General features: G+C 40.5%; 20 protein-coding genes and 2 pseudogenes. 17 read left to right on the top strand and 5 right to left on the bottom strand.

The window, feature by feature from the left end; all coding sequences use genetic code 11:
- Window positions 1-105: 105 nt before the first annotated feature.
- The 5 genes and pseudogenes from ACJJVX_RS02690 to ACJJVX_RS02670 form a co-directional block, all read left to right on the top strand.
- Window positions 106-1,173, top strand: a pseudogene (locus ACJJVX_RS02690) (IS4 family transposase); the annotation flags it as partial.
- Window positions 1,174-1,200: 27 nt separating this feature from the next.
- Window positions 1,201-1,314 (top strand): annotated as a pseudogene (locus tag ACJJVX_RS02685) (hypothetical protein); the annotation flags it as partial.
- Between the two features lie 94 nt (window positions 1,315-1,408).
- Window positions 1,409-3,151 (top strand): SWIM zinc finger domain-containing protein, encoded by a 1,743-nt coding sequence (locus tag ACJJVX_RS02680; RefSeq protein WP_405630002.1) that lies wholly within the window; start codon window positions 1,409-1,411, stop codon window positions 3,149-3,151.
- Window positions 3,152-3,361: 210 nt separating this feature from the next.
- Window positions 3,362-4,039, top strand: a complete 678-nt coding sequence (locus ACJJVX_RS02675; protein ID WP_405630000.1) for a DUF4433 domain-containing protein — start codon at window positions 3,362-3,364, stop codon at window positions 4,037-4,039.
- A gap of 18 nt (window positions 4,040-4,057) precedes the next feature.
- Window positions 4,058-5,092, top strand: a complete 1,035-nt coding sequence (locus tag ACJJVX_RS02670) for a macro domain-containing protein (protein ID WP_405629997.1) — start codon at window positions 4,058-4,060, stop codon at window positions 5,090-5,092.
- A 222-nt stretch (window positions 5,093-5,314) separates the two neighbouring features.
- Here the strand turns inward: ACJJVX_RS02670 and dld are convergent, their stop codons facing one another.
- From dld to ACJJVX_RS02655, 3 genes are read right to left on the bottom strand one after another with little or no spacing between them, the layout of a single operon-like run.
- Window positions 5,315-7,003, bottom strand: coding sequence for a D-lactate dehydrogenase (gene dld / locus ACJJVX_RS02665; RefSeq protein WP_405629994.1), 1,689 nt, complete (start codon window positions 7,001-7,003; stop codon window positions 5,315-5,317).
- Window positions 7,004-7,010: 7 nt separating this feature from the next.
- On the bottom strand, window positions 7,011-7,409 hold the full coding sequence (locus ACJJVX_RS02660; protein ID WP_054204105.1) for a ribbon-helix-helix domain-containing protein: 399 nt from the start codon (window positions 7,407-7,409) through the stop codon (window positions 7,011-7,013).
- A gap of 34 nt (window positions 7,410-7,443) precedes the next feature.
- Window positions 7,444-8,001: a DJ-1/PfpI family protein gene (locus tag ACJJVX_RS02655; RefSeq protein ID WP_405629992.1), complete on the bottom strand. Its 558-nt coding sequence runs from the start codon at window positions 7,999-8,001 to the stop codon at window positions 7,444-7,446.
- Window positions 8,002-8,487: 486 nt separating this feature from the next.
- On the opposite strand from ACJJVX_RS02655, the gene ACJJVX_RS02650 reads away from it, so the two are divergent.
- From ACJJVX_RS02650 to ACJJVX_RS02640, 3 genes are read left to right on the top strand one after another with little or no spacing between them, the layout of a single operon-like run.
- Window positions 8,488-9,513: a GGDEF domain-containing protein gene (locus ACJJVX_RS02650; RefSeq protein ID WP_054204107.1), complete on the top strand. Its 1,026-nt coding sequence runs from the start codon at window positions 8,488-8,490 to the stop codon at window positions 9,511-9,513.
- 19 nt (window positions 9,514-9,532) lie between these two features.
- Entirely contained in the window at window positions 9,533-10,549 is a 1,017-nt protein-coding gene (locus ACJJVX_RS02645) for a Kelch repeat-containing protein (RefSeq protein ID WP_405629989.1), read from the top strand.
- Window positions 10,550-10,551: 2 nt separating this feature from the next.
- The gene (locus ACJJVX_RS02640) at window positions 10,552-11,277 is read left to right on the top strand and encodes an SIR2 family NAD-dependent protein deacylase (protein WP_405629987.1); all 726 of its coding nucleotides are present in this window, start codon (window positions 10,552-10,554) and stop codon (window positions 11,275-11,277) included.
- A 168-nt stretch (window positions 11,278-11,445) separates the two neighbouring features.
- Here the strand turns inward: ACJJVX_RS02640 and ACJJVX_RS02635 are convergent, their stop codons facing one another.
- Window positions 11,446-12,588 (bottom strand): cell envelope integrity protein TolA, encoded by a 1,143-nt coding sequence (locus ACJJVX_RS02635; RefSeq protein ID WP_405629985.1) that lies wholly within the window; start codon window positions 12,586-12,588, stop codon window positions 11,446-11,448.
- A gap of 222 nt (window positions 12,589-12,810) precedes the next feature.
- Here ACJJVX_RS02635 and ACJJVX_RS02630 point away from each other — a divergent pair, with 222 nt between their 5' ends.
- From ACJJVX_RS02630 to ACJJVX_RS02610, 5 genes are all read left to right on the top strand, one after another.
- The gene (locus ACJJVX_RS02630; RefSeq protein WP_249118521.1) at window positions 12,811-13,488 is read left to right on the top strand and encodes a hypothetical protein; all 678 of its coding nucleotides are present in this window, start codon (window positions 12,811-12,813) and stop codon (window positions 13,486-13,488) included.
- A gap of 4 nt (window positions 13,489-13,492) precedes the next feature.
- On the top strand, window positions 13,493-13,828 hold the full coding sequence (locus tag ACJJVX_RS02625; protein ID WP_170173703.1) for a type II toxin-antitoxin system RelE/ParE family toxin: 336 nt from the start codon (window positions 13,493-13,495) through the stop codon (window positions 13,826-13,828).
- 91 nt (window positions 13,829-13,919) lie between these two features.
- A complete protein-coding gene (locus ACJJVX_RS02620; RefSeq protein WP_405629983.1) occupies window positions 13,920-14,231 on the top strand; it encodes a helix-turn-helix domain-containing protein in 312 nt (103 codons plus the stop codon).
- Window positions 14,232-14,295: 64 nt separating this feature from the next.
- Window positions 14,296-14,799, top strand: coding sequence for a GNAT family N-acetyltransferase (locus ACJJVX_RS02615; protein WP_405629980.1), 504 nt, complete (start codon window positions 14,296-14,298; stop codon window positions 14,797-14,799).
- 134 nt (window positions 14,800-14,933) lie between these two features.
- Window positions 14,934-15,473 (top strand): hypothetical protein, encoded by a 540-nt coding sequence (locus ACJJVX_RS02610; RefSeq protein ID WP_054452293.1) that lies wholly within the window; start codon window positions 14,934-14,936, stop codon window positions 15,471-15,473.
- Between the two features lie 140 nt (window positions 15,474-15,613).
- Here the strand turns inward: ACJJVX_RS02610 and ACJJVX_RS02605 are convergent, their stop codons facing one another.
- The gene (locus ACJJVX_RS02605; RefSeq protein ID WP_405630308.1) at window positions 15,614-18,460 is read right to left on the bottom strand and encodes a TonB-dependent receptor; all 2,847 of its coding nucleotides are present in this window, start codon (window positions 18,458-18,460) and stop codon (window positions 15,614-15,616) included.
- A 285-nt stretch (window positions 18,461-18,745) separates the two neighbouring features.
- On the opposite strand from ACJJVX_RS02605, the gene ACJJVX_RS02600 reads away from it, so the two are divergent.
- The 4 genes from ACJJVX_RS02600 to ACJJVX_RS02585 are packed head-to-tail and all read left to right on the top strand — an operon-like array spanning window position 18,746 to window position 22,687.
- Window positions 18,746-19,978 carry an amino acid deaminase gene (locus tag ACJJVX_RS02600; RefSeq protein ID WP_405629978.1) on the top strand — a complete coding sequence of 411 codons (1,233 nt, stop codon included), beginning with the start codon at window positions 18,746-18,748 and terminating at the stop codon, window positions 19,976-19,978.
- A 12-nt stretch (window positions 19,979-19,990) separates the two neighbouring features.
- Entirely contained in the window at window positions 19,991-20,842 is an 852-nt protein-coding gene (locus ACJJVX_RS02595; RefSeq protein ID WP_054204114.1) for a MurR/RpiR family transcriptional regulator, read from the top strand.
- Complete coding sequence (locus tag ACJJVX_RS02590; protein ID WP_405629975.1) at window positions 20,842-22,311, top strand: amidohydrolase family protein; 1,470 nt, start codon at window positions 20,842-20,844, stop codon at window positions 22,309-22,311. Before ACJJVX_RS02595 ends, ACJJVX_RS02590 begins: the two co-directional genes overlap by 1 nt.
- Window positions 22,304-22,687: a RidA family protein gene (locus tag ACJJVX_RS02585; RefSeq protein ID WP_054452287.1), complete on the top strand. Its 384-nt coding sequence runs from the start codon at window positions 22,304-22,306 to the stop codon at window positions 22,685-22,687. Before ACJJVX_RS02590 ends, ACJJVX_RS02585 begins: the two co-directional genes overlap by 8 nt.
- Window positions 22,688-22,830: the final 143 nt, after the last annotated feature.

Below are 22,830 nucleotides of genomic sequence, written 5' to 3'. Positions count from 1 at the left end.
CCGCCATCGATGTTTGTCGATTGTTTCTTTACTCAAAGCCGTATTCAAAAGCTTATCTTGCTTGCAAGACGCTAACTTGTCAGATATCCATCAAAAAACCTTAAAACGCAGACTGATTGCACAATCAGTTATAAACCTTTTCATAACCAAATCCGAAAACCAGCCTTGACTGAATTACTCCGTGAACTCGTTATTCAAACGATGTCTAAATTAACTCTAAACACGCTGGATAAAACCTTTTTTATCCAGCGTGGAATACAACGCGTGTTATTACAAGATGGCTCTTCATTTGCTCTACATGATGAACTAGCTCAGGTTTTTGCTGGTCGTTTTACTGCTATAAGTCCTGCCGCAATTGAGTTGCATGTTACTTATGACCTATTTAATGAACAACCCTGCGAAATAGATATCCGTCCTGATGTTGAAACTGAGCGAGCCTTTTTACCGGGTAGTCACACACTTGAAGATACGTTATTACTTGCGGATGCAGGGTATTTTGACTTAGATTACTTTGAGCAAGTATCCCAAGATGGCGGCCACTTTTTGGTCAGAGCAAATAAAAACATCAACCCAATCGTTACATCAGCTTATTGCGCGGGTATAGAACTCAAAGAGAAGAATATTAAACTCAAAACGTTACTCGATAAATTCGCAAGTCAACCACTTGAATTAACAGTACGTTGGAAGAAAAATGGACCCGAGTACAGACTTATCTATTTACCGGATGAAAAGCGCCCCGTTTTTCTTGTTACTAATTTAAAAGAAGTACAGTTTAACTTTGACGAGTTACTCGATATATACGCAACTCGTTGGCAAATTGAGTTACTTTTCAAAGAGCTAAAGTCATGGAACAACCTTAAGGGATTTATCACACGAGACCTACATATTGCCGAATCACTGGTTTGGTTGAGCATACTGCAAACACTGATCAAGCGTTTTATCTGCCATAGTGCAGCGACGATGTTTAAGTGTGCGATCTCGACATTTAGAGCGAGCAAGTGCAGTTATCTTTGGTTGGATGATATTCTAGGTTGCATGGAGCAAACACGGTGCAGCCACAAGATACACCGTGTACTAAAGCTACTAGCGGAAAATTGTAAGCGTCAATCCATTGAAAAAGAGAGTGACATTTGCCGTTTTAAAATAGGAAGTTACGCGATCAATGTTCCTTAAGAACTAAGCTATGAATCATCCCTAAGAGTAGAGCTTATTTTAATACTGGCTAAATTTAAGTACCCACCAATCAGCCGCGATGAAGTATACAAAGAAATATTTGAACAAGCGCAGAGCGTGAAAGCGAATAAAGAGGGGTAAACAGCTTATGGCTAGTATCGCAATTAGATTATGCTTTAGTAAGAATTGGAAAAAAATTAATGCATTTTAATTATGTGGATAAGGACTGATTACCATGTTTGATTTAGGCGAAATAATACAGCGCGCATCGAGCAAAACGTACGATCTTGGTTATGGCTTGTTTGCGTCAAACCATGTTAGCAAGTTGCTTATTATTGATAACCAGGCAATGGCAACCGTGGCGGGGCAGTTTAAATACAAAGTCACTTTAGAAAATAACACGGCAGGGCAATTTTTGGCTAGTTGTACATGCCCTGCAGGCGATTATCAAGAGATATGCAAACATGGCGTTGCCGTGGCGCTCAAAGTAAATAGTTTATCCGCTGCTGAATTCGCTGATGCAAATGCTAATGATGAAACAGCGCAAGATAATGAGCGCAGTGAACTCATCGCGTGGTTTTTAGATAAACCCACTACTGAACTGACCGATATAATCATGGCTTTTTTAGACGAGTCAGAGCATGAGTACGACAAATGGGTACTTATAATGGCAAACGATAAACAGGCAATGGGCGCAGGGGAGCTAAGTAAACTTATCACCAAGGCGTTGCCTAAAAAGCAAATATGGGGCTGGAGTGAAGTGCGAGGCTATTTTGCTGAGGCAGACTCATTGTTTGAAATGATATTCCCTGCAATAGAAAAACTGCCCGTTGATCAGCAATGGCTGCTGAATCTTAAAGCCTTGGTACGTTTAAATACAGTGCTTGAGGGGATAGATGACTCGGGCGGCTTTCGCTTTGAGATAGAGGGGAGTCTTAATCAAAAATTGAGCGAACTTTTTAATCAACTACCTTGGTCTGATGAACAAAAAGCGCAGTGGATTTTTGAGCACTTTGAAGATTATAAATACGATGTATTCCCGAGTGTGCCGCATGACTTTGACATAACGCCAAGTGTAAATACCTTGTTTTTATCACAGTGTACAGCGGCAATAGAAAAACGACTGCAAGCAGGCGTTGATTTTGATGACTGGAGACAAAAAAACGCACTTACACGCCTTACCTCGGTATTGATAAAACAAGCGCAAGAACAGGATGATTGGCAAGAGCAACTGCGTTTAATTAAACTAACAGCCCATGATTCAGATGATTATTTAAAAATAGCTGCACTTTGCAAAGCGCGTAATGACTTATTAGATGCCGAGTACTATTTAAAGCAAGCGTATCAACGGGCAAATAAGCCCCATGAAGTGTTGGCATGTAAACGTGATGAAATAGCACTTCGCCTTGAGTTATCAGAATTTAAGGCCGCATGGGCAATAGCGTGGCAGTTATTTGTTGATAGCCCGAGTTTTAATGGCTTTAAAAACTTACAAACGCTACAACTAAAAACCGGTATCATTGATGCAGAGTTTACGCAAAAGGTAGAGCAATTATTACTTTCTTTGTCAGATAAAGCGGCAAAATCAAACCAAGGTGCTTATCGCTTTACTAATTATCCGAGTGAGTTACTGGATTTTTATATTGATCAAAACGACATTGCAAAAGCACGTTCATTAGCTGCAAAACATGAGGTTAAGTCGAGCCAATTGATAACGTTGGCTGGTTTAATTATGGCGCAATATCCACAAGAGTCGATTGACTTGTATCACAAATCACTTAGCAACATAATTGGACAAACCAATAATGACGCTTACCGTGAAGCAACTAATTTATTAATTAAAATAGAAAAAAACTTAAAAGACACCAACGCTGACTGCACACTATTGTATGACATGATTGGTACACTCGCTAAAAGCTTTAAACAAAAACGTAATATGATGAAGCTGCTGCGAGAATACTTTCCTGAGTGTTTTTAATAATTAAAGTTTACGTGCTTTTTTAACTAAGCGTTACGCTTACAGCTACGATACTAATCTAATTTTAAAACTTGGCATGACGCGTAAATAACCGACAGTGATGGAGCTCTAAATGGGCTGGTCAGCCCATTTTAAGGATGCTATGAGTTTCTAATCCCTGCTTATAAAACACATATAGATAAAGTTAGCCCTACAAAGGACAAATCGTTTATGACCATGCCTAGACCTGTACGAATATTCCATATTACTGCGATTGATAACTTGCCGATAATTTGTCAGCATGAAGCATTGTGGAGTAAAGCGAAGTCAACTGGATTAGGCATTACATACAATAATATTGCACATAAAGGCGCGCAAAGCACTCGTGCTAACAAAGAGGTGATTAACCCTCCTGGTGGAAGTATTCATGATTATGTGCCTTTTTATTTTGCACCACGTTCACCAATGTTATCTGCAATTCATAATGGGCGAGTAGGGGGCTGTAAGTATAGTCAAACGGATATTATTTATTTTGAATTAACAATAGAGGGAGCCTATCGCTCAGGTATGCGTGAGTATATATTTTTTGATCGAAATGCGACTATTGCGTATAGCAAATCAAGTACGGACTTAAAACAATTACATACATTAATTGACTGGGAACTTCTAACAGAACAGCCTAGTTTAGATGGGTATTGTAAATTTTTTCATGCAGTGCCTACTAATCCTCGATATACACAAAGGCTAGAAAAACGAATGGCTGAGTTTTTGATAAAAGAGCAAGTACCACTTAATTGGGGAGTACGAATTGGTGTTGCCAACCAAACAAAAGCGCAAGAAGTTAATGCTATTTTGAGGCGCTTTGCGTTAGACTTGCCAGTAGTTGTTATGCCAGCTTGGTATTTTTAAGAGTTATTTTGGGGCTGTATGAGTATTAAATCAGTAGAGGGCAATCTTTTACAACAGCAAAATGTTGATGCCATAGTCAATACCGTTAATTGTGTTGGCGTTATGGGTAAAGGTATTGCGTTACAGTTTAAAAAGAAATGGCCCAGTAACTACAAAGCTTATGCGACAGCCTGTAAAGCTGGAGACGTTGCCCTAGGTAAAATGTTTATTTTTGAACTGGGTGCACTTGCTACTCCTCGGTTTATTATTAATTTCCCAACAAAAGGCCATTGGCGCAGTGATTCTCACTTAAAAGATATTGAAACAGGTTTACAAGATTTAGTTGTTCGTATTAAAGCGTTAAATATTCAATCTATTGCTATACCACCTTTAGGTTGTGGTAATGGTGGGCTCGATTGGGAAATAGTAAAACCTTTAATGTTAAGGTATCTGGCTGATATTTCAGAACTGGATGTTTATTTATATGAACCGACAGATTCTATAAAAGCACAAGATATGCAAACAAGTACCCCTAAGCCAAAAATGACTCCAGGTAGGGCTGCAATTTTAGCTCTGCTAGAATCGTACCAATCAGTTAGTTATGGCTTATCAAAAATTGAAGTGCAAAAGCTTGCCTACTTTTTGCAGGCCGCTGGCGAAGATATGCGACTTAACTTTGTTAAAGATAAGTTTGGTCCTTACGCTGATGCGCTAAGACACGCTTTAAATACGATGGACGGTCATTATATTCAAGGTGTAGGCGATGGTGTTGTTGAGTCTGAAATCCGCGCTGTTGAAAGTACACTTGAAGATGCTAAATTATTTTTAGCAAGTTCTAATCCTGAAATTAGTTCACGTATTGCTCGTGTTTCAGATTTGATAGAAGGGTATGAATCACCATATGGTGTAGAGTTATTAGCGACAGTTCATTGGGTGGTGAAGCAAGAGCAAGCCAATACACCAGAGCAAGCATTTCAAGCAATCCAACATTGGAATGACAGAAAAAAGGGCTTAATGTCTTTAGAGCATGTTACTTTTGCGTGGGATCAATTAAAGAGCCACGGTTGGTTATAAAAAGCTGACTGTACTAACGCGCTAACAACCAAACTCATCTTACTACTGTGCAAAATAAGTACTGCTAGTTATTACCCGAACTCAAATATAGACAAGTTTATGATCGAGTTTTAAATTTTGCAGACGGTGTCTGCAAAATTGAGTTGGTTGTTTTTATTGGGCTTGCAATGATTTAGCGTGGATTTAACGCGGACTTACACACGGTAAGCCCGCAGCTATACGTTACTCTGCGTAATCACGCTTTTTAGACATACCGCCGATGCCTGCATTTAAGGTATTGGTTGGGTCTAAGTGTCGGTAATTATCGGCCAAGGCAGGTTTGGCATGATAATGATGCCCTACGTTATGCTCTGCAGGATATTCGGCACCACGTTGCTCTAACAGTGCGAGTAAAGCCGCTTTTACGGCTTTGCAGTCTTCGCCTTTACGTACTAAATAGTCTTGATGAAATACGTGACACAAAAAATGGCCATAATAAAGTTTACTCACTAGTTTATCGGTAATGCTGGGTGGTAGCTTTTCAAACCATTCGTTGTCGTTACGCTTGAGTGCAATATCTAGCGCGAGAATATCTTCAACTTCGTTATGGTTTATTTTTGCATATTGTACTGCTGCGCCTGCGGCTGCAAAACGCAGCAAATACGCTGCTTTTGCTTCTTGTTCGCTACACTGAAAAAAATCAAGTTGGTAGTCTTTTTTAACTTGCTCAAGCAGTGCTAGAGTTTGCTGGTGAGCATCCCCTTTGACAGTCAAAATTAATTGGTGTTGGTATTGCTTGTTCCATTGTTGGAGTTTCTTTGGCGTTTGGCTTGGGAACAGCTTAGCAAGGCGATAAACTAATTTATCAATGGTGTTTTTTGGTAAAAAAGGCAGCTTTTGGCATACAGCATCAAGTTGGCGCTTAATATTAAAAAACTTAGGTAGCCAGTTTGTGCCTAGGTTTTTTATGAGTAAAACCGTATCGCGGCCGTAGTTATCAGCAAGTTCAAAAATATCGCGGTGCAAATACTCAGCGTAAACAGGTAAGCTGGTGGCTTGCTCTAGCAATATTTTGCGTACAGCTTGTAATGCGGTCGATGAATTAGTACCAAGATAGAAAGTAAGTTCTTGTTCGTTTTTGGCAAAGGTGTCTACACGTACTGCAAAAACAGCGAGTTTGCCTGCGCAGCCGCTGGCTTGGTGCAAGCGCCGTGGGTCAGCATTAAAGCGTGCAGGGGTATCATCATCCGTTTTACGCACCCAGTTAGCGTATTCTCGATCAGAGGCCTTTTTTGCTGTTGTTTTTACATCGTGTTCGCTGTATTTCTTATTTTGTAAGTTAGTGAGTATTTGCTCTGGTGTATCACCAAGGTCAATATCTAAATTATTAATTAAACTAAGGTTACCATCACTGTTTATTTGTGCATATAAGGCAAGCTCAGTATACGCTGGGCCACGTTCCACTAATGCGCCACCTGAGTTATTACATACGCCGCCAACAATCGATGCGCCAATGCACGAGGAGCCGATAACGGAGTGTGGCACTCGGCCATACGGGGCGAGGGCTTTTTCTAGTGAGAATAAGCTAGCCCCTGGAAATGCCACAATTTGTTGTTGCGCGGGCAGTACTTGAATATCGCTAATTCGTGTTGTGTTAATAATAACCGTATTACGGTCACACCCTTGAGTTGGGGTTGAGCCGCCCGTTAAGCCGGTATTGGCCGCTTGCATAATAACAATGACATTAGCGCTTACACAGGCTTGTAAAATATGCCATTGCTGTAATAGTGTGGCAGGTTTTACTACCGCAAGCGCGGGTCCATGGCCTTCTCTAAAGCCTGTACGATAAGGCGCTGTGGCGCGGTCGCTTGTTAATACATAACGAACGCCAACGATTTCTTTTAATGATGCGACTAACTGTGACTGTGACATAAGAGCTCTAATTTAGTGAAGGCTTTAATGATGTGTCATTAAATAGGTTTTTACGCACGCTGGTACGTAGTTTTTCTTGTTCTAACAAATGCGTTGCGTCTATATCATTTAAGGGTAATGCGTCTTCTCGGGTTAAATTACCATCGGCAACCAACGATAAATAGCGCGAACAGCACACACGCAAAAATGACGTGAAGTTACCTATGTCGTGATCAGCATCAAGAGACTCAAGATACAACTTAGTGATCATTTGGTTTACGGTCATTTGATCACGAAATGCGACTTCTTCTAAAATATCCCAAAAAAACTCTTCTAAACGGATTGAGGTAACAACGCCATCAATACGCAAAGATTTGGTACGACAGGTCCATAAGCGGCTGTCGGCATTAATAAAAAGTTGGCACATAAAAATTAACCTCTCGATGCTGTATTAGCAGTGCTTATAACAATGCCACAAATTGCTTTAACATGGCAGGGTGTGCAGGCCATGCCGGGGCCGTTACTAATTTACCATCTGTGATTGCGCCGTCCATCGGTAAATCTACGTATTGTGCACCCGCCATTTTTATTTCTGGCTGGCAAGCAGGGTATGCTGATACTTTTTTACCTTCAAGCACTCCTGCAGCGGTGAGTAATTGTGGGCCGTGGCAAATAGAAGCAATGGGTTTATCTACCGTTGCAAAGTGTTGAATAATTTCGATTACTTTAGGGTTTAAACGTAAATACTCAGGGGCACGGCCACCGGGTAAATAAAGCGCATCGTAGTCATTTACATTAAGCTCGGCAAATGTCGCGTTTAATGCAAAGTTATGGCCGCGTTTTTCTGTATAAGTTTGGTCGCCTTCAAAATCATGAATTGACGTTGCGATTGTATCGCCTGCTTTTTTATCAGGGCATACGGCATCAACATCGTGTCCCATTGCTAATAAAGCTTGAAAAGGCACCATGTTTTCATAGTCTTCGACAAAATCACCGGTGATCATTAGTACTCTAGCCATGCTGTGCTCCAAATTTAATAGGTATTTGCTCGCTGCTTTAAGTGCGTTCAAATACAAAAATATAAGAGAGTCTAGTAAAACATATGTGGATCCGGAGCGGGTAATATCCAAATACTACACAGAGCTATTTTGTCGGGTTTTTGCATATTATTAAACGTTGGCTAAATCACATTTAAAGTTTGTAATAGGTAATCTCTTAAAGGGTGTTTTAGTTCAAAAAGAAGAGATCACTGCGTCGATGGGCGCTTAATATTAAATCATGATGCTTTAAATGCCGCTAAAGCTTAAATTATGGTTATGTCCCTAAAATTCTTGGGTACTAAACTAAATGGAATAATATATATCGTTTTTAGTAGCATATTTATAATTTAAAGTTTATAAATGGCCATAACGTATTAGCAAATAAATCCCCCTGCACAGCATTAACGGCGGAGCTTTTAGGATTTAGGTACGTATTTGATTTAATTATATGGTGTAGATTTATCAGTGAGTAACTATTCAGATTTAGCGCAACGAAAGCTAATAATAAAATTATTTTCCGTAATTGGTTTTTTAACTACCAGTTTTATGTCTGTTATGGCATTTTGGGGCGGCTTAGGGGTACTAAGTTTAGTACTTGTTATAGCGTCCATCTGTTTTGTAATTTCATTTTTTGTTACTGCATTTTTACATAAGCGGTTATTACTTGCTTCGACCACTATTTTATACACCATTTATATTTTGATGTTCTACTTGGTTTTAACCGGAGGGAGTCACGGAACTGGGCCATTGTGGATTTATGTTGTTGCACCGATCACCTTTTTTATTCGTGGTTTTAAAAAAGGCATTGTTGATATTTTCTTTTTTGTATTAGTAATGTTGTATGCCTTTTATTTAGCGTCTACTTTTCAATTTACCGATTACGGTACTTTACATTTTCCTTCCCGTATTATTTTAACGTTTATTATAGTGGCTGCACTAAGTGGATTATATGAACACTTTAGGCAACACCACAGTGAAAAATTGACGCTTTTAGCGCAAAAAAATGAATTACTTGCCACTATAGACCCACTAACTAACCTACCCAATAGACGCAGTATGATGGCAAAGCTGGCGGAATTAAAAAGTAACGATATTAATCCTGTCTTTTCGATTATATTGCTTGATGTAGATGATTTTAAAAAAATAAACGATCAGTATGGTCATTTTGTAGGAGACCATGCATTAACCCACCTTGCTGGTATTTTTACGCAGCAGCTTACACATAACGACTTAGTGGCACGCTGGGGCGGCGAGGAGTTTTTATTTGTTTTACCAAATAAAGACAAAGCAAAAGCGTTACAATTAACAGATACGTTGCATGGCGCACTTAAATCACAGCCGCTGCATATTGACGGTTATACTATAAGCATCACCGTGAGTATGGGGATTGCTGAGATCACAGATTCATCTGCAATTGAGCGCGACATTCAACATGCCGACGCTTTACTCTATCAAGCAAAAAATAGTGGTAAAAACCGTACTTGTGCTTAATGAGGTTTAATGAGGTCTAATGAGTTTATTGTTGTCGATTGCGCTTAGCGCGCTTCCAGTATTACCCGAACCAGTTGCAAATAATGCAGTAGCAAAAGTAATTGTGAATGAGCAGCCCTATTTTTTAAGTTTTATGGGCATTGGCGCGAGTAAAGATCATACCAGTGTGCACAATAAAGTGTGGGCATTAAAACTAGGCGACGCTAAATGGCACGCTAAAGCACCCGTTCCCAGTAGCTTATCAATTAAAGGCCGTTTAGCCAGTACAGCCGTTGGTGTAGGTGAATATGCGTATGTATTTGGTGGTTATACGCTAAGCGCAGATCATAGCGAAATTTCCAGCCCTGATGTATACCGTTATGATTTAAAAAACGATAGCTACACTGAGCTTAGTACAATGCCGGTTCCAGTTGACGACAGCGTAGCACTCACTTATCAGCAGCGTTATATCTACTTAGTCAGCGGTTGGCATAACGATGGCAATGTAAATCTTGTGCAAGTGTACGATATAAAAACCGATACATGGCAACAGGCATCGCCATTTTTAGGTGAACCGGTATTTGGTCAAGCCGCTGCAATTAGTGGGAATACAATTGTGGTGTGTGATGGCGTAAAAACGCAGGCAAACGTTGATAAACGTCGATCATTTGCAAGCGTTGCTCAGTGTTTAAAAGGCACTATTGATGAGAATAACCCATTAAAAATTGATTGGCGCACGTTGCCACATCCAACGGGAACATCACATTATCGTATGGCGGCCACCCGCTTTAACGGTGCTATTTATATGCTTGCAGGATCGCCAAATCCCTATAATTACGATGGCATGGGGTACAACGGTAAACCAGCACCAGCGAGCAACCACGTGTGGCGTTTTGATATTGTAAGTAATCGCTGGAATGTGCTTGCCCCGGCTGAATCCTCAAGCATGGATCACCGTGGTTTACTTGAGCACGATGGTATTTTTTATCGAATCGGTGGAATGGATAACAATCAGCAAGTTACTAACTTAGTATTAGCACATATGGTTAAGGATTAACTATGAATACTCTATACATCACTGGCGCTGGTGTCAGTGCCGCCAGTGGTATCCCGACTTTTCGGGGCGAAGACGGCTACTGGACTATCGGCAGTAAAAACTACACACCGATGGAAATGGCTACTCGGGCAATGTATGAAAACAACCCACGGCAGTTTTTAGCGTGGTATTACCATCGATTTGCCACTTATCGTAATCATGGACCTAATGAAGTACATCACTGGCTTAGCGATAAAAACTTAATCACTCAAAATATAGACGGACTCGATGGTAAAGCAGGTAATAAAAATTACATTGCTATTCATGGCAGACTTGATCAAATGACGGTATTTCATCATCAGGGCGATGACGTAACACCGCACACTACGCCGTGGGATGATGTAGACGAAAGCTGTTTACACGACTCATTACTTGAGTTGTTTAAAATCGATAATCAACAGCCAGTATTGAACCAGTCTTTCAAACCTTTTGTGTTGTTATTTGACGAATACTACACCGAACTTTACCGTATTAGTGAAGCGCAGCAACGTATGGCGGATGCTGACAAAATAGTCTTTATGGGCACTTCGTTTAGTGTCAACATTACTCAAATGGCACTTGAGGTCGCACGCAGTTATGCTATTCCTGTAGAGGTAGTCGACCCTGAGCCTGCACACATTATGCACCCTAATGTGAGCTATAAAAAAATGACCGCACTGGAATATATTGATTCTACATTTAAGGACTAAATTTCAACCGTAATGTTACAAATTAAAAAGCCTCAACATGCTCTTCAGTTGAGGCTTTTTAATGCCTGGTCTTTTGTGAAATTTAAGGCCATGATCAAACATAAAGTAATTCAAAGCAAAAGTTGTTATTTTTAAAGGGCTGTCTACTTCCGAGACTGCTCTAATCTTCTAATCAGAAGTAGAAATAAGGAGATCAAGCAAGCCTTTGTTATGTAGTTCTTGATCACTTATAGCTCGTAAAGATTCATGAGCAAGGATAATTTTTAAATTATCAGGAGTTATTGAAAAATAATTTGACTCAAAAAATGAGTAACCACAGCAATCACATTTTCTTAATGTAATAATTTGTGGAAAGTGACAGCGACTACAACGTTTTATTTCATTATTGCGAAGCAAAAACGAATCAAAGCACTCTATCAGGCCAATTCTTTTTACTTTATCTTCATTTGAAAAATCAACCTTATTATTTTTAGCTTGTAATCTTAATGCTTCTTTTAACTTTCGGGTTTCTATAGCTGCAAGTTTTTCACGCTCAAGCTCAGCTTGGGTTTTAGCATCTTCTTTTTTTTGTTCTTCTATAGCCCTTTCTATAGCTGCAAGTCTTTCGCACTCAAGCTCAACTTGTTTTGCAGCATAAGCTTTAGTTTGTTCTAACTTGTGGTCATAAAATGACTTTTTTACTTGTTCTTCAAACGGGTGATAAAGCCATTTTTTGTTAGTGAGGTTATTCGTTAATAAATCAATAATAACCTGCCTAAAAGATATATTGTGACGTTCAAATATTTCTCTTGAACCTTCAAGATCAACAATTATATGAGCTAATTTTTCACCATCAATTACATACGGTGTCTTACTATTAAAATCAGGGTCGAAATTTACGGTTATAGCGACTTTTTGAGAGTTGATACATACAAAAAAAGTGCAAGACTGATCTAAAGCGATTGAGGTTTTATAATACGAGTAGGAAAAAGAAGCTGTTTCTTCAGGAATAACGTTTAATTCGACGTCAATATCACTTTCTGGATCGGTTACAAATACATTATAAGCTGGTAAAGCAATTGAGTCTGTAGATTCAAATACCTCTCTACACATCCAAAATACACACCGTTCAAAGCTAATTTCACAAGCATCTTCAGTGGTATCTTTATTCTTGTGTTTAAAGTGGTGTACGTTGACTTCGCCTTTACTAGCAACTAAATCAAGATTGCAACTCAAACAAATACAATTACAATTTTTACCTTGAGCCACTTCGTCAATAGACACTATTTTTTGTGTGCTTTTATCTAATGCAAAAGGGATTAGTGTGCTCAAAATATCATCCTTGTTATTTATTAATCTGACTTAATCGGAAGTATAAACAAGTAACTGGTTTATCAAAAGTGGTTAAGTAAAGCTTACCATGCGCGAGCGCATAAAATATAAAAGACTATTCCAATATCATCCCAGCCTAATTAACCGAATTTCCTTGTTAATAGACTGTGATAGTTTAATCTATGTTGCATTAAATAACATTTAAATTATGCAATCAATAAAATGCTAAGACAAATATTAGTCGATAACGATATAAATTCGCTTCTAAATGACGCGTGTACTGGTAAGTATTCACTTAAAGATAGGTATCTAATAACCCAACTTGCTTGCGTCCCCTTGTCACTTACAGAGCATAATTTATTAAAACTACATCAGCTGATAAGTGACAAAGGAGAAGTTTATCGCAAGTGGGTTTTGCCAGCAGAATATAGTCGAAACAAGAATGAGCGCATTATCGAAGTGCCTGAAGTTTTTTGCCAAGCACTAGAGCAATATTTAGACTGGTACGCACAGCAACAAGATTTACCAGTTGAATACAGGCATAACTTAGGAACGTACAGGGGGTTTAGTCAAAAAGCCCCTGCTTTACTTAATGACCGCCTAACTGCGTTTGCTATGAGTGAGCGAACCGTTAAAAAGGGCATTAATAAACAACCAACAAACTTAAGAACCAAAGTTAATACACTGCTTAAAAAGGCTGGTTTAGATTGGGCTACAGCTAAAACCTTTGAGGACTCGCTCATAATCCATTTAGCAAAAAACGTAGATCATGGTGTTGTAGCTGACTTGTTTGGTTACGCATCAAGACAAGTAGTAACAGATAAGTACAACGGTAACTTGTTGCAATTATCGGACGCTATCAATAGCGTGTATTCAAGAATTAAAGTGACAGGACATTAGGAAGTTGAAAAAGTTTAAGTTTATAAACAATCAATCAAAAAAAGAGTTTCTAGCGTTGCCTGATAAAATTCAAAAGCGCTTTGCAAATGATTTAAACGCTATTTGTCAAAACAAAGAACCATTTAGCAAGTTTAAGCACTTAAAGGAGAGTGTAGGTATTGGTGCGGTTGAGCTGATAGAGAACGGCAGACCAGCATATCGAACGATTTACGTTGCAAAGTTTGCTGACACTGTTTTTATTTTGCACTCATTTACCAAAACCACTAACGGGGTAGAAAAACAGGCAATGGACACAGCGAAAAAGCGCTACAAACTCATGCAAAAAGAATTGAATAAATAAAATTATATCATTGCTTGTATATATATCAGCACTTGTATATATATCAATGTTGATATATATTGTTTATAAGTTAATCAATAAGGTTATTAAGATGACTCTTGAATACTCAAATATCTTTGATGCAATTACAGAAGATAAAGCAGAAGCCTCTGAATTACAGACGCGCTCAGATCTGATGATTGTTATTCGTGACATTATCAATGCTAAAAATTGGTCACAGACCGATGCAGCGATTCAATTAGGGCTAACCCAACCTCGCGTAAGTGATCTGGTTAATGGCCGAATTGATAAATTCAGCATTGATAAGTTAATGACTTGTTTGTATCGAATTGGTTTTCGCTTTAAACCGTCCTTTGCAGATGATCAGTTAACAATGGCCGTTGAAGCCGTTACAACTAACTAATGATTGGAATATATTCAACAGCAAGGGTAGGTTTGCGCTAGCCTAACAACATAATGGGAATGATGTGGCATTTATTTTTGAAACTCAAAGACTTAGTGTACGTGAAATCACGCCAAGTGATGCTGAGGATTTAGCATTTGTGCTTGCGGATCCGCTGGTAATGAAACACTCAACAGTGGGTGTGCATTCTGATCTGCAAATAAATGATTTTATAAAAAACTGCCAGCAGCTGTATAGAATAAACGGCTATGGTCATTGGATTATTTATAACAATTTCAATGAATTTGTTGGTGTGTGCGGGCTAAATAAGCATCAAGTAGGTGACAAAGAGCTTGTACACATTAATTATCGGCTGGCCACTTCGCAGCAAGGTAAAGGCTATGCAGTTGAGTCGACGCAAGGGGTACTCTCTTTTGCCAAGGATACACTTGCGCTAAGCTGGGTATATGCGCTGATTGAGCCTGACAACGTGAACTCGGTTAAAGTGGCTAATCGAACTGGGTTTTCGTTTATTGAGTCCTCTGTATTTCGAGGGTTTGATATAGATATATACCAGCATTCATTATAAGTTTGTGTAGGTGAGCTTTACGCCGCGCATGTGGCTTATTGAGGCATGTTGATGTCGTGATTAAAGCAAACAAAGCGTGCGAAGTTAGTGCGTTAAAGGAATGTTATTAAATTTTAAAAGGAGTTATATAACCAATGGCGTACTTTAAAACCCCTCAATTTTTGCATGAGGTATTTGGTGAAAAGCAATCGATGCTAGAGGTGAGTTGCACTGTATTATTTGCGCTGGTAGGAAGTTGGCTTGTTTATTTTGTTGCGGACATCAAGCTCGACAATTGGCAGGTAATCTTAGCGTTTATATTAATCGCTGATGTATTAGCGGGCTGTATTGCTAATTTTAGCCTTGGCACGAATGCGTTTTATGCAAAACGCCCGAAAAACCGGCTTATCTTTATTGCCATTCATGTTCATATAGTAGCAATTGCATGGTTACTTTCGCAGCCAATGGATATTGCGCTGATTATTTGGACATATACGATAGTGACAGCATGTGTTGTAAATGCATTACACGGTAAATCGATACAGGGTTTTATTGCTGCAAACTTAATGTGCTACGGGATTTTTTTACTAATTTACTTATCTCTTCCTACGTGGTTTTTAATGGTTAGTGTATTTTTTATGATTAAAGTATTGTTTAGTTTTGCTGTTGATCATTATAGGCAATCAACTCAGTAAGCTTGTTAAAAAAACCAGTACAACTTTATAGGCTGTACTGGTTTGGTATTTGGCAAAAAGCTTATTTAAATAACTGTGCTAAGTCTTTCATCTCCTGGGCAGAAGTATACCAAATTTGGTGCTATCAAATTGACTTACAATTAAAAGCGAGTACGAATACCAAAGGTTATACGGCGCTCAAAGATATTTTGAGTGATCACATGATCTGACCACTGCGCATAAATATCTTCCTTCTCTTCAGTTAAGTTGCTCACCGACGTATAAATACTCATATCTTCGGCAAATTCATAGCCGGCATACATATCAAAGTACAAAGTGCTGTCGGTCCAAAATGGCATTACTCCCTCTCCCATCGGCGAGCTTAGGCTATCTAAACGGTCGCTACGGTAGTTAGCCGCGAGGCGTAGTTGTAATGGGCCTTTTTCGTACCAAAGTACCGCATTGGCTGATTTTTCTGAATTATCTTGAATCGGTAAGCTTTTGCCATAAACATCCACATTTGCACTGTCACTTGGCGCATAGGTAAAGTTAACTGACGTCCCTAAGCCATCAAATGGTGCAGGTAAAAAATCAAACGCTTGTTGGTAAACCACTTCAATGCCTTTGATATTTCCGCCTTTGGCGTTTATTTCTGTGCTTACGGGCACTTCTCGGCGCACCACGCCATCAATATCGGGCAGGCCTTGCATTACTATACCGCTTTGAATGAAGGATTCCATATCCATTAAAAAGGCTGAAATACTCAGTAAGCCGCTGTCGTTAAAATACCACTCGGCCGATAAGTTGTAGTTTGTTGCGCGCCACGGTTCTAAATCAGGGCTAACACCAAGCTCTGCGGCTAGTACATCGCCAGCACGGGTACGACCAACACTAATACCACCAGCAAGCTTACCAATATCTAAAGTGGTCATGGTTTTACCGTAACCGGCACGTAAAATAACCTCTTCGGTGAGGTTTAAGTTAAAGTTCATTGATGGTAAAAAGTCTGAGTAATCTCTGCTTAACCATTTTTCACCGATTTTTTCACTGGCGGTACATAATGAGCAAGGGCGTGCTGAGCCTAACTGGTTTTGCAGCATGTCGAGTTCGGTTTTAATGTATTGCGCGCCGATATTAGCGGTGTAACTTAAATCCCCTAATTCGCCGGCAAAGTTCGCTTTAAAGTAGGCGGTTTGGGTTTGCTCTTTTACTTGATAGGTACGTGAGGGATTAGCTAAACGTTTGTTACCCGGATAAATGGCATTTTGAAATGCCATTGGGTCGTCCATCACTTTTGGGTCGATTAAGTAAAAACTGTGCCCACTACCACCTGGGCCTAAACCATTTACTTGGTTTACCCAACCGGCAGGCATATCGCTAAAGAAGTTGGTTTTACCTATCGTTAAATCACCACCTGCTACGCTGTTTTCGCCATCACCGTTAGTATCACCCAAAGATGCGCCTGAATCCTTCCACATCACATCGGCAGTAATATCCCCAGTGGTAAATGGTGCAACTAAAATATAGGTTTCGCGCTCTACATCACGTTTTGATGCGCGCAGACCAAAATCAACGTTCTGTAGATGATCTGTCTCAAAGGCATAATGACCATCAATACGGGCAACATCAAGGGTCGCTTCTTCTTCAAAGTTATTTTCAGAGTAGGTTGAGACCAGATTATATTGGTTTATGTCGTTGCCAAACCCTTCGTCAAAGCCAAGCGTGAGGTATTCGCCACTGCGAGAAAAACTTACATCCACTTCTTCAGGGCCGTAACCATTGGGGTTAACAGGCGTAATGCCATCACCGTGATTTTTTAATAAACCATGTTGTGCACCAGAGGTTAAAAAGCCATGGGCGACGTTTTCTGTATGGCTGCGCTCTGCTGAACCATGAATATACTTAAACTCGCCAGATAATGGGCCATCACCTTGGTATTCGAATAAAAAACTGGCGTTGGTTGATTCGCGATCGTTCGTTAAACTTTCAGAGTAGGCACTAACACGGCGTACTTTTAAGTTTGTATCGTTAACAGTGTATATTTGCCCACCTTTACCATTATCTAGACGTGGGATGAAATTATCTGAGTAAGCCCAGATATCTCCTCGCGCGCTATCAACCATCACCCCTTGTTTACGGTCGGCGTCATCCATTTTTGTATAAAATAAATCACCGGTGAATGTCAGTGAATCAGCTATTTGATGTTGAATGGTGGTGTTTAAGCCAAGGCGATCACGCTCGGTTTCACGGTCCATTACGCCATAAAATCGCTGGCTGTAAAAACTGTCATTAAAATCACCATCACCGTTAAAGTCTCTGTCAGTTGTAAGGTCTGTGCGCGTTTCACCTCGCACTTCTGATGAGTTTAAAATAGTGCCGTTGCGGTAGTTTGCTAAGGTGCTTTCGTCGTAAGCGGCAGTGACAATAATGCCAAATATATCGTTGTTGTAACCAGCAAAGGCGACGAATTTAGGATCTGTTTGCTCCGATAAGCTCCCACGTGTTGCTTCCCCAGTCAATGACAATGTACTGCCTTGGTCAAGATCGAATGGGCGACGTGTTTTTAAATCTAAAGTACCAGAAATACCACCAGCTAAAGTGTCGGCTTGTGGCGATTTAAGCACATCTATACCGGATAAGAGTGCGGCTGGAATATCAGTAAAATCAGGTTGTAGCTGTGTGATAGAGCCAGCACTTAAAAATTGTTCGCCATTGAGCAATGAGGTAACTTGGGGCATACCACGTACGTTAATGGTTGAACCTTCACCTGCTGAGCGGCGAATTTGCACCCCCGGGATCCGTTGCAGGGTATCGGCAATAGTGACATCGGGTAATTTACCGATATCTTCAGCGGTGATAGAGTCCATTACCCCGGTACTAAAACGCTTGTTGTTAATATCTTGTTTTTTACTGGCGGCAATGCCCCGTACTTCAATAGTTTCTATGTCGTCACTTGCTGTTTGGGCTTGATCAGCGGCAAAAGCGCCAAAGCTGGCGTATCCACAAATGATAGCGGCGACTGCTTTCGCTGTTAAGCTCTTATTTAGAGTAGGCTAGCGACGGTTTTTAATGCTCATGTTGATATACCTCATCCTGTATATTTAGACGTTAATTATTATCCCCCGTTAATTTGTAACATATGTTGATTCTTTGTTTGTTATTAATTAACATTACTTTCAAGTAAAATGCAATAACAATTACATTAACATTTGATAATTTTTTGATTTTTAATGTAACGTTGCTATCTAAGGTAATGATTTAAAATAAGAGTTTTATTTATAGGAAAGTTAGTCATGCAACACGCCGCAAAAATTTATACTGTGAATAAAGGCTTAGGCACTAACGATGCGCTCATACAAGGTGATTGCAATGTTGCTAAGCAACAAGTGAGCCTCCCTTGTGCATGTATTTACCAAACACGCTTGGATAACAACATTGCGTGGATGGCAAAGTTTGCCAAACAAAGTCAGGTGGCGTTTTCACCCCATGGTAAAACAACGATGGCACCGGGCATTTTTAAAAAGCAGCTCAGTGCTGGCGCATATGCGATTACGGTCGCCACGGTGCATCAAGCGGTTGTAGCAGCGCAGGCCGGTGCTAAGCGTATTATTATGGCAAATCAGTTGGTCGGCAAAGCTAACTGTCAGCACTTAGCAAACTTATTGCACAGTGCTGAAATTGATTTTTACTGCTTAGTTGATGATGTTGATAACGTGACGTCACTGGCTGAGTTTTTTTGCGAGCAAGGTGTAACACTCAAACTGTTAATTGAATTGGGTGTGCCCGGTGGGCGTTGTGGTGTTGTTGATAGTAAAAAACTACAGCAGTTGGCTAAACATATTAGTCAGTTTCCATCATTACAGCTTGCGGGTATTGAAGTGTATGAAGGCGTACTAAATACTCAAAGCCAAGTTGCAGCGTTTTTAAGTGATGCTGTTGCGCAGTGTAAAGAGTTGATTGCCGATAATGCATTTGCTACCGATCAAGTGATGATCACCGCCGGCGGCTCTGCATGGTACGACTTAGTCTGTGATGCCTTTGCCCCTGCCAATATGCTTGAAAATATGGTGCCGGTGATCCGTCCTGGCTGTTATGTGGCTCATGATCAGGGAATTTATGATGCTGCCCAACAGCAGGTTTTAGCGCGTAATCCATTAGCGTGTAATATTGGCAGTGATTTACAGTCATGCTTAGAAGTTTGGGCGTATGTGCAATCAATACCTGAACCTGGGCGTGCAATTATAGGAATGGGCAAGCGCGATGTAGCGTTTGATGCTGGGTTGCCCATTGCCAATTTACATATTGATCAACACGGTGTTGTTACTAAAGCGGGTGCTGATTGGAAAGTTGAAAAAATAATGGACCAGCATGCCATGCTCCGTGTTGAACAAAATAGCAATTTAAAAGTCGGTGATATTATTGCGTTTGGGACTTCGCATCCTTGCCTTACATTTGATAAATGGCGTTATATTAATGTCATAGACGATAACTATAACGTTATTGATATCTTTGACACGTATTTTTAGGAGAATAAGTAATTGGATATTGTTTCGCGAATTAAAGAGCGTTTAGGTCATTTACGCCAATCAGAACAGCTTGTTGCACAATTAATTTTAGCCGATCTGCAATATGCAGCATCCGCAAGTATAAGTGATTTAGCACAGCGCGCTAAAGTGAGCCATGCATCAATTACTCGTTTAGCTAAAGCATTAGGTTGCGATAATGTACGTGATATGAAACTCCAGCTTGCGCAATCACTGGCAGTAGGTGAGCGCTTTATTAGTGAAAGCAGCTCAGTACGTGAAGATATTCCGGCCATTTATCAAGCAATACACGATATTTTAGATATTAATGCCGGGCTTATTGAGCAATCGCTGGTGGAAGAAGCCGCACGTTGTATTGCGGGGAGCCGACATACTTTAATTTTTGGCGTTGGCGGCGGCAGCTCGGTGGTCGCACAAGAGTGCCACAACCGGTTGTTTCGCCTTGATGTACTAAGCAATGCCTATAGCGATCCGGTGATGATGCGCATGACCGCAGCAAGTGTTGATATCAGTGATGTGGTGGTGGTGTTATCGCTTACTGGCTTACCAAATGACCTAATTGACGCGGCAAGTATTGCCAAAGATTACGGTGCTAAAGTGATTGCCATTTGCCCAGACAGTGCCCTTGCTGATATCGCAACGATTCACTTACCAATAAAAACCAATGAGTCAGATTATATTTTTACGCCAAGTACAGGGCGCTACGCCATGCTTGCGGCCGTAGACATATTGGCCAGTGAAGTGGCTATTTTGACTCAGAAAAAATCTCGAGAAAAACTGCGTCGCATTAAGCATGAATTAGATGAGTACCGTGAAGGACCAGATAGAGCGCCACTAGGAGATTAATGATGCACGATACCTCGCAATCAGTAGATACAATTATTTATCAAGCAAACGTGTTTGATGGATTAGGCAATGATCCCCAGCGCATGGATGTCGCAATACAAGGGCAGTACATTGTTGCTCTGGGCGAGTTATCACAGTGGCAGGCGACGCACAAAATAATGGCCAATGGTTTGTGCCTCGCGCCTGGGTTTATAGATGTTCATACCCATGATGACCTTGAGCTGCTAAGAAACCCGAATATGGCCGCAAAAATAAGCCAAGGAGTGACTACAGTGATCACCGGCAATTGTGGGATCAGTGCCGCCCCTGCAAAATTAAACGCCGATGCGCCAGATCCAATGAATTTATTGGGCGAGAAAAGCGAATTTACCTTTGCGCAGATGCGCGATTATATCGATGCATTTAATCGTAAAAAGGCCAATGTGAATGTGGCCGCTTTAGTCGGGCACACTACGCTGCGTAACAATGTTATGACTGATTTACTGCGCCCAGCAACCGCTGATGAAATTACTGCGATGCAATTGCAATTAGATGAAGCCATAGCGCAAGGCGCACTTGGTCTTAGCACGGGCCTTGCCTATCGCAATGCACATTGTGCGCCCGAACAAGAAATATACGCATTTGGCGGTATTTTAAAAAAGCACGATGCGCTTTATACCACCCATTTACGCACCGAATTTGATGCCGTACTTGAAGCAATGGATGAAGCGTTTGCAATGGAGCAAGAGTTTGGTATTAAAGTGATTATTTCCCACTTAAAGTGTGCGGGTAAAAATAATTGGGGGCGTGCCCCTGAACTACTGGCAAAATTTATAGCGCAAGGTGAGCACTCAAAATGCAGTTGTGATGCTTATCCGTATGCAGCCAGCTCCAGCACCTTAGATTTAAACCAAGTGACCGATGACTTTGATATTTTTATTACCTGGTCAGAAGCCCATCCAGAAATGGCAGAGCAATTACTGGCAGATATAGCTAAGCAATGGGGCATGAGTTTGCTTGACGCCGCTAAAAAATTGCAACCTGCGGGCGCGGTGTATCATGGTTTAAACGAAGACGATGTAAAAACTATTTTAGCGTTTGATAAAACCATGATTGGCTCTGACGGTTTACCGTGCGACCCGCATCCGCATCCACGGTTATGGGGATCATTCCCTCGTGTGCTGGGACATTATAGCCGCGGGGAAGGGATTTTTTCACTGGCAACCGCTATTCATAAAATGACCGGGCTCAGTGCCGCTAATTATCGGTTGGCAAATCGTGGCGTGATCAAAGTCGGTAACTTTGCCGATTTAGTGCTATTTGATGCCGATGAGGTTATTGATAACGCAACATTTGTCGATTCAGAATTACCGGCCTCAGGTATTCACCAAGTCTGGACTAATGGCCAAACTACATTTAAAGATAAACGAGTTTTACCCGCGTATTCGGGTCAATTTTTAACATCCTTAGGAGCAAGTAAACATGATTAGACGAATTGGTATTGAGGGCGGTAAAGGCACGGGTGGTCAACATTTACCGTTTGCACGTGCAGTAGAGGCGGGTGGTTGGTTAATGGTGTCAGGGCAAACCCCGATGAAAGATGGCGAAGTTGTTGAAGGTGGCATTATTGATCAGTCTCGGTTAGCGATTGAAAATTGCCTCGATATTATGAAAGAAGCAGGTTACGGCCTCGAAGATGTGGTTCACGTTACCGTTATTCTAACCGATTCACGTTATTTTCAGTCGTTTAATAAAGTATTTAAAGCGTATTTTGGTGCTAATCCACCAGCACGTATTTGTGCTGTGGCGGATTTAGTGGTCGACTGTAAAGTTGAAGTGGATGTGACGTGTTATAAAGCACCTTAACTTCTCCTGCCAACATCAAAATTTATACCTAAGAGCATAAAAAATAATAACGGCTCTTAGGTGGCTTAGATATATTAATCAACAGAATAATAACTAACATCAACCTCGTAATTAATAATGATAAGTGCCGTAAGGTACAACGT

The sequence above is a fragment of the Pseudoalteromonas sp. Ld20 genome (genome assembly GCF_045064175.1).
Taxonomy (GTDB): Bacteria; Pseudomonadota; Gammaproteobacteria; order Enterobacterales; family Alteromonadaceae; genus Pseudoalteromonas; species Pseudoalteromonas neustonica.
Note: the sequence above shows the minus strand (reverse complement) of the source record. Positions and strands in the feature narration are given on the sequence as shown.

What these genes read in the sequence shown, in the direction of transcription:
- ACJJVX_RS02675 (WP_405630000.1), top strand. Translation starts at nt 3,362, where the DNA reads ATGACCATGCCTAGACCTGTACGAATATTCCATATTACTGCGATTGAT.
- ACJJVX_RS02655 (WP_405629992.1), bottom strand. Translation starts at nt 8,001, where the DNA reads ATGGCTAGAGTACTAATGATCACCGGTGATTTTGTCGAAGACTATGAA.
- dld (WP_405629994.1), bottom strand. Translation starts at nt 7,003, where the DNA reads ATGTCACAGTCACAGTTAGTCGCATCATTAAAAGAAATCGTTGGCGTT.
- ACJJVX_RS02645 (WP_405629989.1), top strand. Translation starts at nt 9,533, where the DNA reads ATGAGTTTATTGTTGTCGATTGCGCTTAGCGCGCTTCCAGTATTACCC.
- ACJJVX_RS02630 (WP_249118521.1), top strand. Translation starts at nt 12,811, where the DNA reads ATGCTAAGACAAATATTAGTCGATAACGATATAAATTCGCTTCTAAAT.
- ACJJVX_RS02680 (WP_405630002.1), top strand. Translation starts at nt 1,409, where the DNA reads ATGTTTGATTTAGGCGAAATAATACAGCGCGCATCGAGCAAAACGTAC.
- ACJJVX_RS02590 (WP_405629975.1), top strand. Translation starts at nt 20,842, where the DNA reads ATGATGCACGATACCTCGCAATCAGTAGATACAATTATTTATCAAGCA.
- ACJJVX_RS02670 (WP_405629997.1), top strand. Translation starts at nt 4,058, where the DNA reads ATGAGTATTAAATCAGTAGAGGGCAATCTTTTACAACAGCAAAATGTT.
- ACJJVX_RS02610 (WP_054452293.1), top strand. Translation starts at nt 14,934, where the DNA reads ATGGCGTACTTTAAAACCCCTCAATTTTTGCATGAGGTATTTGGTGAA.
- ACJJVX_RS02660 (WP_054204105.1), bottom strand. Translation starts at nt 7,409, where the DNA reads ATGTGCCAACTTTTTATTAATGCCGACAGCCGCTTATGGACCTGTCGT.
- ACJJVX_RS02620 (WP_405629983.1), top strand. Translation starts at nt 13,920, where the DNA reads ATGACTCTTGAATACTCAAATATCTTTGATGCAATTACAGAAGATAAA.
- ACJJVX_RS02585 (WP_054452287.1), top strand. Translation starts at nt 22,304, where the DNA reads ATGATTAGACGAATTGGTATTGAGGGCGGTAAAGGCACGGGTGGTCAA.
- ACJJVX_RS02640 (WP_405629987.1), top strand. Translation starts at nt 10,552, where the DNA reads ATGAATACTCTATACATCACTGGCGCTGGTGTCAGTGCCGCCAGTGGT.
- ACJJVX_RS02600 (WP_405629978.1), top strand. Translation starts at nt 18,746, where the DNA reads ATGCAACACGCCGCAAAAATTTATACTGTGAATAAAGGCTTAGGCACT.